Below are 9,011 nucleotides of genomic sequence, written 5' to 3' on the forward strand. Positions count from 1 at the left end.
CATTGCTGTTCGAGGCCTGGATCGCCTCGCGCAGGCTGATCATGCCATCCTCGGCGACCACGTCCAAAGCAGTGTCGACAACGTAGGCCGCTAGAACACGACGCTCCTCGAGGCGCTCGCCGATCAATCGATTCAGAGTTGCACGGCGTGATTTCGTTCGGCGCCCTGTTCTTTTTCGAGAATCCCCAGTTTCTTTATATTCTTGAGGAGCGTTAGGGTGATCAACTGGTTGATTATCGAGCAAGCGGGCAGAACGAAAGCCGAACATACTGGTCTCCGGTGAGTCAAAAAATGGGGAAGGCGGGCAATAAACAGTCACCCAGATCGCGCAATCCCCCGCGTTTAACCGAGTGAGACGCACAAATAAATGAACGGCCACCCGAGTTAGGGATGACCGTCTCTGTACAAAGCAACATATATGCCGATTATGCGATTGGGATCGGTTGCGACTCTGGGGCGTCCAGTCGACTGCGGACACCCGCTTCGAAGTCCGGATGAACCTTGCCGAACTGAGCCAACATTTTCTCGCGAATGTTCTCCGGACTGTCCGCCATTGAGTTCGAAATCGCGGTGCAAAGTCGTTCGCGGGCACCTTCATCGAGCACCTTGTTCCAGAACATCTGCGGCTGGCCGTAGTAGTCCGTGTCATCGCAAGCGAATTCGTCGTAGCGATCCCCATCGCCGTGCACCGGCATCGGCGGCTCCAACGAACGTCCGGTCTCTTTCGGCCCGTTCATTTTATTGGGCTCGTAATCAACGGTGCCCCCGCCATTCCCGTCCACTCGCATCGTTCCGTCGCGGTGATAAGTCGCATAGGGACAGCGTGGTTGGTTGACCGGGATTTGGTGATAATTCACGCCCAATCGATACCGGTGTGCGTCGGGATACGACAGCACTCGGTTTTGCAACATACGATCGGGCGAGATACCAATTCCCTCGACCAAGTTGCCAGGCTCAAACGCGGCTTGTTCAACGTCTTGGAAGTAGTTCGAAGGATTGCGATTCAGCTCGAACACGCCGACTTCGATCAGAGGGTAGTCGTCGTGCGGCCAAACCTTGGTTAAGTCAAACGGATGCCACTTGTAGTCCGCCGCTTCCGACTCGGGCATCACCTGGATGTGCATTCGCCAACGCGGGAAGTCACCTTTCTCAATCGATTCGAACAAATCACGAGTCGAATAGTCGGGTGCCTCCCCGGCCATCTTGATCGCTTCATCCGCACTGAAGTTTTCCGAGCATTGCTCGGTCTTCAGATGAAACTTCACCCAGTGCCGGACACCGTCTTTGTTGTACATGCTGAACGTGTGGCTTCCGTAGCCGTTCATAAACCGAGCGCTCTTTGGCGTTCCCCGGTCGCTGTAAAGGAACATGACTTGGTGCAAGGCCTCCGGCACTTCACCCCAAAAGTCCCAACGACGCCAGTGAGGCTGCAAGTGATTCTGAGGCTCACGTTTTTGAGTCCGAATGAAGTCGCTGAACTTGAGCGGATCACGTATGAAGAAGATTGGCGTGTTGTTGCCAACCAAATCCCAAACGCCTTGGTCGGTGTAGAACTTCAGCGAAAATCCACGCGGGTCACGAGCCGTATCAGCCGAGCCACTTTCTCCGCCGACCGTTGAAAATCGTGCGAATGTTTCCGTCTTCTTGCCGACTTCGGAGAACAAATCCGCCATGCAGTATTTCGTGATGTCGTTCGTCACGGTGAAGGTTCCGAAGGCACCGTAGCCCTTGGCGTGAACCACTCGTTCCGGGATCCGTTCCCGGTTGAAGTGCGCCATCTTCTCGACCAGGTGAACGTCCTGCATCAAGACGGGACCGCGCGGCCCAGCGGTTTGCGAATGTTGGTTGTCATCGACCGCCCGGCCGAATTGCTGAGTTTGAAACGGGCACTTGGATTCTTCGGACATAGAACTTCTTTGCTAGAAGAGGAATAGAAACGAGTTTGGATTGATACGATTGCAAAAAGGGAAGTCTGACCAGCGATGCAAAGCGGTCACTCTGGATGCGCGGCCTTTCCAACGGTGCCGTTCAACATGGCGTTCATGGAAGACGTGGCCTCCAACTTCTCCATCACCATCACGACCGCAATCAGGATCGGAACGGCCAAGAACACGCCCAGCATTCCCCACATCCATCCCCAAATCACGATGGAAATGAACACCAGCACGGAAGACAATTTCATCGATTTGCCCAACAAAGTCGGTGTGATGAACTGCCCTTCTAAAGTTGTCAGCGTCGCATAGGTTCCTGCGACTACGAAGGCGAATGATGCATGCTCAAAGCTGACCAACGCGACGAAAAACACCATCGCGATTCCGACCATCGCGCCCACGATGGGGATGAAGTTCAAAAACATGGCCGCGACTCCCCACAACAATGGCGAAGGCATTCCCAACAACCACATCGCAGTCCCAATGCAAACACCCAGGCAAGCGTTGATGCAAGCAACCCAGGCCAGATAGCTACTCAAGGCATCTTGCACACCTTCCAACACCTCGATGAACCGTCGCTTGGATGAGAACGACGGCAATGAACTCACAACGGTAACTATTAGTGAGTCACCAGCCGCCATCAAGAAAAACAAAAGCGCCGCAGCGATGGAAACAAACGAAACCGCGTTTCCTGTTCCGGCAATCAAAGGCGACGAGGTTGCCCACGCGGGTTGTTTGATCTCAACGGGAACCGGCTTCTCGTCTGATGTAATGTTTTCCTCGTCAGCCGTGTCTGAGATGTCTTCGGTCGCTTGATTGACGGTCTCCAAATGGTCAAAGATGAAGCCCAGCTTTTCCTTGACTTCGGGCATGGACCCTGGCACCTGTTGCAACATGTCTTGTGCTGGACCCGACAGCACATAACCGATCGTTCCAAAGACAGTCGCAATGGCCAGCATGATTGCGGTGGCAGCAAACCCAGACGGGATTCCGATCCGGCCCATCGCCCGAACCACAGGCCGCAAAGTCAGGTAGGCGAACCCGGCGACCAAGATTGGCATGAACAAATTGCGACCGATGTACAACGCATACAACGTCAGAAACCCGGCGCACAACCAAATGCCAAACGAGGCCCATCGAACGTTTTTCGACAACTGCTCAACAGCCACCAATTCATCCGACTTGTCACGCCGTCTTTCGGGACGCGCCCCAGTCAAAATGGTATGGAATTGGTGGATGTGCGACATCAATTGGCACTCTGCGAACGAGGCTCACCGACGTCAAAAAACGCCTCCACGCCGTTGAGCGACGACAACTGCATGGCACCATCCAAGAAACATGTGGGGAACATCGACGCTTGCTCACTTTGATCCGCGCCCAAAACAGATTTGTATTCCTCACGCTTTCGCAAACCACGTGCCGATTCAGAAGTTCAGAATCTCGCGTCGTTGCTCTGGTCTCACACGCACGTTCCACCGCGGTCAAACTGGATCGTTGTCGCACAATAGAGCTGAACTCGCATGCTTCCGCAAAACAAATTCAACGCGGCGATTGGCTAGCCGACCGGACTGTTCATTCATCGATCAGATCGAGACAAACTGATGGCACCGGGTGCGAGTCGACGATGAGGTTCTTGGCCAACGGAAATTGGTGCGAACGGCTTTCGAGGAAATGCATGAAGTAGCCGGCTGTGTTCGGGAACGCGATCAAATCTCCGCGTTGAACACCGTTTGGGAACTGCATCTTCCGAAGCGAAATCAATTCCGATTCCGTGCAATAGGCACCGACCAGGTAACCCGACATCGGTTTCCGCTCGTACGGGCGGTCAATGGGCCTTTGTTTGGGAACCAAAATCGGATCCACCAGGAAATCATCACTGGAGGTCCGGCATTGCGTTCGGTTCATCGACAATCCGATCAACCAATCGCCCTCCGCATTCTGTTTACGGAATTCAACGCGAGCGACGGTCAGACCGCAGCCGTCCAAGATGCACCGGCCTGGTTCGCAACGTAACTGAACGTTGAGTTCCGCCAAGCGATCCGCGACCGATTTGCCATCCACCACCGAGTCCAAAACGCCAGCCAACCAATGACTGCGAACCGGACGCTGGAAGAAGGGATACATGCTCGGCTTCCCGACCACGCGTCCGCCTTCAACCGACAATCCCAGCCCGTGGCCGCGATAGGTCAGTGTGTCTCTTTCGCCCAACAGAGCCCGACGATGTTCCTGCCAAAAAGTGTTCCATTGGCGAGGCTCGTCGAGGTAGCTCATTGGGAAACCGCCGCCCATGTCGATGAAATTCACGGGTTGGCCGACGGCCCTCAGACGCTGCGTCCAATCCATCGCCACCGAAAGAGCTGATACACGCTGCCCGCCGTCATAGCCGTCCAGGTGAAAATGGATGCCTTGAACCATCACCGGCAACGACGTCAAACGCTGAGGGAGATCTCGGTCGCGATCCACATCGAAACCGAACCGAGTCGGAAGCTTGGTGCCCTCGTGCCGGAACCCGCCCAACCGCAACGCGATTCGGGCCATCCGGCCGAGCTCATTCGCTCGGTCAACGACAACCTGTAGTTCATCGTCGTTGTCCACGGCGATGCAGACTTGTTGTTGCAAACACAGATCGATCAACGATTCACTTTTGATTGCTGCCGTGCAGATCAAATCTTTCGCCGGAACGCACTGTCGCAAACACTGACGCAGCTCATTCTCGCTGGCGGTGTCGACTCCGAAGTTTGACTCGATCGCCTCATCGACAAACCCCAAGCACTTGTTCGCCTTCCGAGCGAAGAACACTCGGAAATCGAGACCACGCTGGCGCGCAACCGCGTTCAATTCCTCAACGTTACGACGCATCGTCCGCGGTCGCACGAGATTCAGTGGCGAACCATACGTTTCCACCCAATCGAACAAGTCCTCGGAACGTAGACAACGTTTCATCCACGACTCGATGCGGGCATCCAGAGGCAGCACGCCTCTGCAACCGCTTCGCAGCGAACCCGTCTGATTCGCTCGCCCCTCGCCCGAGAAACTCTCATGCATTGGACCAACCGAAGAGCGTTCAAAGATGGCGTCGAGTACCTTATCCATGCATTTCCACCGCGATCGTACCGGCCCAGTTTTGAATTTGCGAATGCAACGTACGTGAAAGAGTGTCGTTGCCAACAACCCAACCCTCGGTCGCACGACCAAACACGGCGAGTCCCTTGCGTCCGCCCAGCACATTGCCTGAGTCGCTCACGCGGATCGCTTGAGTCAGCGGGTCCACCTCGACATCGCCGCGCAGAATGAGTTGCGATAGCGGTCCTGTTTCATCGGCTTGGCTCGGGGAGGCAATCACAGCATTCACGACCACGGCTCCTTCCGGTGCATCCGTTTGGTCACTCAGTTGTACCACGCCATCACGCATCAGACGCAGCAATTTGGCGACGCTTTCTGCGGGCGGGCCAAACGCGATGCGTTCCATTTCCATCGCAACCTGTTGAAACGCCTTGTACTGACCAGCGGCCAAACCGCCAAAGCTGACCAGTTCAACGATCAGTGGGTACAAACGTCGCCAAGCGTCACCCAACGCAAATGGGATATCAATCGGGCGAACTCCTGTCGCAACACCGTAAGACTGCAACATCGCACGACGTGCTGCTGCCTCGTCCATTTTGTATCGCGACCAACCACGAAACCATTCTTCAACGTCGCGCGAAGTTGTGTCTGTGCCGGATTGTGACAAAGACGCCGCTGCCGCCTCGCAGATCACACACCAAATGTCTTTGTGGAACTTCAGCATGCCATGGTTGGGCTCGCACGCGCGCAGTGCCTCGCGGTACGGTTCCCAAAACACATCGGTGATTGGCTCCACCTTCGCGGTGGGTTTGGCCAGCATGGGCCGACCCGATCGACAATGAACCGTGATTTGTTTGGGCTCGTTTCCACTGCGGACATAATCGGGAAGAGCATCACCGCTCTCGAAACGGCCATCGCGTCCTTCCGTCAACATCATGATGGCATCGATCGCGGTCAGCCCAAACCCGCGAACCCAAACGTCACTTCCGGCTGGAATGCGATCGGTCGAAAGATTGGTTTCCACCGGGAACACAAAGGCTTCGTCGTCCGATGAAGACACTCTGTCCGAGGCACGCAACCCTTCATGTCCGGTCGTCAAAACAACACGATCGAACGTGGTTTCGTCTTTGCCATCCCACAGCAGCCATTCGCCACTGGATGTTTGGCTGGCAACATATCGGATGGATTCCACTCGACCGCGAATGACCTGCAGTTTGGTCCAACGACGCAATCGTTTGCAGACCGATTCAAAGCAGTCGTGCAAGTATTCACCGACGACGGCACGCGGCACAAATTGGTCCGACGCGGCGTATTCGGGATAGTTCTGGTCCAGCCATCCGATCAATGAACCTGATCGTGGCGTCGGTTGATTGGAATCGACCTTCCAAAAATCAATGTGCTGCGTCGCGAAGTTCATCCGCAGCATCCGAGGTTGCTTCGGATCATAGATGCATCCCGCACCGGGAAACGGCGAGGGCTCAAAGACCGTGATTTCCATTCGCGACAATTCTTCGGTCGACAATTTTTGCGACACTGCGTCGAGGCACTGCAAACCACGAGGCCCGCAACCGACGATGGCCAAACGCAAGGGCGTCTTGGATGGATTGTCATTGGTCACCAAATAATCGGCAACGCTACCGCCTGAAATCGCAACGCTCATGCGTTCACTCCTTCACACAAATCAAACGAGGAAGAACCGACCAGATAGTTGAGTTCCTCGCTGGTACATCCCAGCGAATCCGAAACCCACTCGTCGTTGAAAACTGTATCGAGATAACGCGTGCCCGAATCGTGTAGCACCGCGACGCAGCGTTTGCCTGCGAATTGTTCTTGCATCTTTCCGACGCTCATCATAACGCCACCCGCTGATCCTCCGATCAACATGGCTTCTCGCTGAGCCGCCCGGCGGCATCCGACGACACATTCCAGATCTGTCACGCGAACGAGATGATCGAATGATTGTCCCGCCGCCAACCGCGGTTCCTTCCCAGCTCCCAAGCCGGGGATCTTGCGAGGCCCGGATGACCCGCCGAACAAAACACTGCCAACGGAATCGACCGCCACGACCTGGACGTCGCGTCCTCTCGACTTCAGATAGTCGCGGCAACCTTGTGCGGTCCCCGTGCTACTGGTGGCCACGAACAAGACATCAAACTCGCCATCAAGTGTCTCATCGATCTCTCGGATGGTACCTTCGAAGTGCGATCGAGGGTTGTCTGTGTTGGCGTACTGATTGGGCCAAAAACTGTTCGGTGTCGTCTCGATCAGCTCGCAAACTTTCGCGATGCGTGCGGCCAAAAAATCTCCATTCAGCGGCTGAGAGACCAGCTCGATCGTGCCACCGAGAGCCTCGATGATCGCCAGGTTTTGCTTCTGAGCACGAGGATCAACGACGCAGATAAATTTCAATCCGTGGTACCGGCACGCTTGAGCCAGCCCGATGCCCATGTTCCCTGATGTCGACTCGACGATCGTGGTGTCTGGGCCGATTTCGCCGCGACTCAGTGCTTCGGAAAGCATCTTGGCGGCGGGACGATCCTTGGCACTTCCGCCCGGATTTGCCGCCTCCCATTTCACGATCAACTCAATATCAGGTCGGTCCAAAAATCGGTTAAGTCGAACCAAAGGTGTGCCGCCGATTGCATCGAGGACACCATTGCTAACTCGCGAAGAAGGTTGGTTCATGGATGGTTGGCTCAGGAGCAGAAATTTGATTTGCTCCGTCTAACGCAATCACTGTGCCAATGAGGTTGCCTCGATTGAGGGAATGCGACGCCGCGATGATGAGAGGTCGCCTGATTCGCTCGGTAATCGCGAGACGGCTGACTCGATCAACACGAAAACCGCGGGTTTGCCGTGAGTCAAAAGCCCACGATCAATTGATAATTCATTCACTCCATTCGGATGCCGTCGCCATGCCAAAGGACTCGCAGGTCTTCTTTCGACCACTGCTCCAGCCCAACCGATGGATCTCCGACAAGCATCCGTTGCCCGTCGCTTGTCAGTCCCAATGCGACCACACTGTGACCCATGCCTGGAATCCATCCCCACTGATCGACATAGCGTCGGTCGTCGACTCCGTACGGCAACTTCACCGCCATCAAAACTGGCCAATCATCGCGATTCCACATCTCATCCAACGTTTCGTTCAGCACATTGACCGAACGACCTTGTTCGTCCGCGACCAATTTGATGCCACGATACAAACCAAGCGTTGGTGTACCGCTCGAGTCCGTTAGACACATGGGAATCAATTCGGATTCAGAAATGTCGATGCCTTCCGCACGAAGCAACGTCGCTGCCGCGGCGGGACTGCATGTCGCCCATGACGTTTGCATCGCGACACCGTTCTTCCACTCATCCCCACCCTCGGGCGCGGGACGGATAGCAATGGAAAGCAACGGCCAAAGAATCGCGGCAGCAGACACCATCGCCAACAAAGCGGACAGAATTCCGCGACGCCAGGCGGGTGTCTTTGGAAGACGCAAAGCCCAACCCGCCGCCAGTGCCGCGAAAATGGATGCGAAATTCGTGTAGACGATCGCCGCAGAGTTGGACACGTATTTCGCCCAAAAGAGCTGACCAGACGCGTAGAACAGAAAGTAAATCATCGCCAAAACTGATAGCGACAGACACAGCATCACGCGCTGGCCTTTGTCCGAATACCCGATCGCATACACAAACCAGCCCGCCGCTATCGACAAACCTGCCATTACCAACATCGCGATCATCAAATCAGTCGCTATCAACTGCTCTTCCTTCGGCTGAAGTCATTCAAAATTACGCTTGGCGGCCTGCGAAACAAATCGCGGGGACGAGACATGCCAACCATCGTTGCGGCATCAACGCAATTCTCACGCCGTAATGGGTTGAACCGTCCCACAAGCAGCTTTCCACCGACCGCAAACCGGTCAGCTCGCTCGGTAAACGTCCCACCGAGCGTGCAACAACCGCAAACCTCAACATTCTTGATCGTATCGGCGGTCGATGAAACGAAGTGGCATAGGCTTCCAGCCT

Annotated in this window: 7 protein-coding genes; all 7 read right to left on the bottom strand. The window is 55.3% G+C overall.

Going from position 1 to position 9,011, the window contains the following annotated elements:
* On the bottom strand, nt 1–268 hold a 268-nt coding region (locus B2R17_RS01075), incomplete at its 3' end, for a hypothetical protein (protein WP_286762495.1).
* A gap of 157 nt (nt 269–425) precedes the next feature.
* Nucleotides 426–1,907 (bottom strand): catalase, encoded by a 1,482-nt coding sequence (locus B2R17_RS01080; protein ID WP_286762496.1) that lies wholly within the window; start codon nt 1,905–1,907, stop codon nt 426–428.
* Nucleotides 1,908–1,993: 86 nt separating this feature from the next.
* On the bottom strand, nt 1,994–3,178 hold the full coding sequence (locus B2R17_RS01085) for an AI-2E family transporter (RefSeq protein ID WP_339887616.1): 1,185 nt from the start codon (nt 3,176–3,178) through the stop codon (nt 1,994–1,996).
* Between the two features lie 325 nt (nt 3,179–3,503).
* Nucleotides 3,504–4,874, bottom strand: coding sequence for a Y4yA family PLP-dependent enzyme (locus B2R17_RS01090; protein ID WP_286762498.1), 1,371 nt, complete (start codon nt 4,872–4,874; stop codon nt 3,504–3,506).
* Nucleotides 4,875–5,016: 142 nt separating this feature from the next.
* Nucleotides 5,017–6,654 carry an FAD/NAD(P)-binding protein gene (locus tag B2R17_RS01095; protein WP_286762499.1) on the bottom strand — a complete coding sequence of 546 codons (1,638 nt, stop codon included), beginning with the start codon at nt 6,652–6,654 and terminating at the stop codon, nt 5,017–5,019.
* A complete protein-coding gene (sbnA, locus tag B2R17_RS01100; protein ID WP_286762500.1) occupies nt 6,651–7,679 on the bottom strand; it encodes a 2,3-diaminopropionate biosynthesis protein SbnA in 1,029 nt (342 codons plus the stop codon). Before sbnA ends, B2R17_RS01095 begins: the two co-directional genes overlap by 4 nt.
* A 206-nt stretch (nt 7,680–7,885) precedes the next feature.
* Nucleotides 7,886–8,725 carry a C39 family peptidase gene (locus B2R17_RS01105; protein WP_286762581.1) on the bottom strand — a complete coding sequence of 280 codons (840 nt, stop codon included), beginning with the start codon at nt 8,723–8,725 and terminating at the stop codon, nt 7,886–7,888.
* Nucleotides 8,726–9,011: the final 286 nt, after the last annotated feature.

This window comes from Rhodopirellula sp. UBA1907, assembly GCF_002337565.1.
Classification (GTDB): Bacteria; Planctomycetota; Planctomycetia; order Pirellulales; family Pirellulaceae; genus Rhodopirellula; species Rhodopirellula europaea.

Bases quoted from the DNA above. Each gene is read 5' to 3' on its own strand.
- B2R17_RS01085 (WP_339887616.1), bottom strand. From the start codon at position 3,178: ATGTCGCACATCCACCAATTCCATACCATTTTGACTGGGGCGCGTCCC.
- B2R17_RS01090 (WP_286762498.1), bottom strand. From the start codon at position 4,874: ATGAAACGTTGTCTACGTTCCGAGGACTTGTTCGATTGGGTGGAAACG.
- B2R17_RS01095 (WP_286762499.1), bottom strand. From the start codon at position 6,654: ATGAGCGTTGCGATTTCAGGCGGTAGCGTTGCCGATTATTTGGTGACC.
- B2R17_RS01080 (WP_286762496.1), bottom strand. From the start codon at position 1,907: ATGTCCGAAGAATCCAAGTGCCCGTTTCAAACTCAGCAATTCGGCCGG.
- sbnA (WP_286762500.1), bottom strand. From the start codon at position 7,679: ATGAACCAACCTTCTTCGCGAGTTAGCAATGGTGTCCTCGATGCAATC.
- B2R17_RS01105 (WP_286762581.1), bottom strand. From the start codon at position 8,725: ATGATCGCGATGTTGGTAATGGCAGGTTTGTCGATAGCGGCGGGCTGG.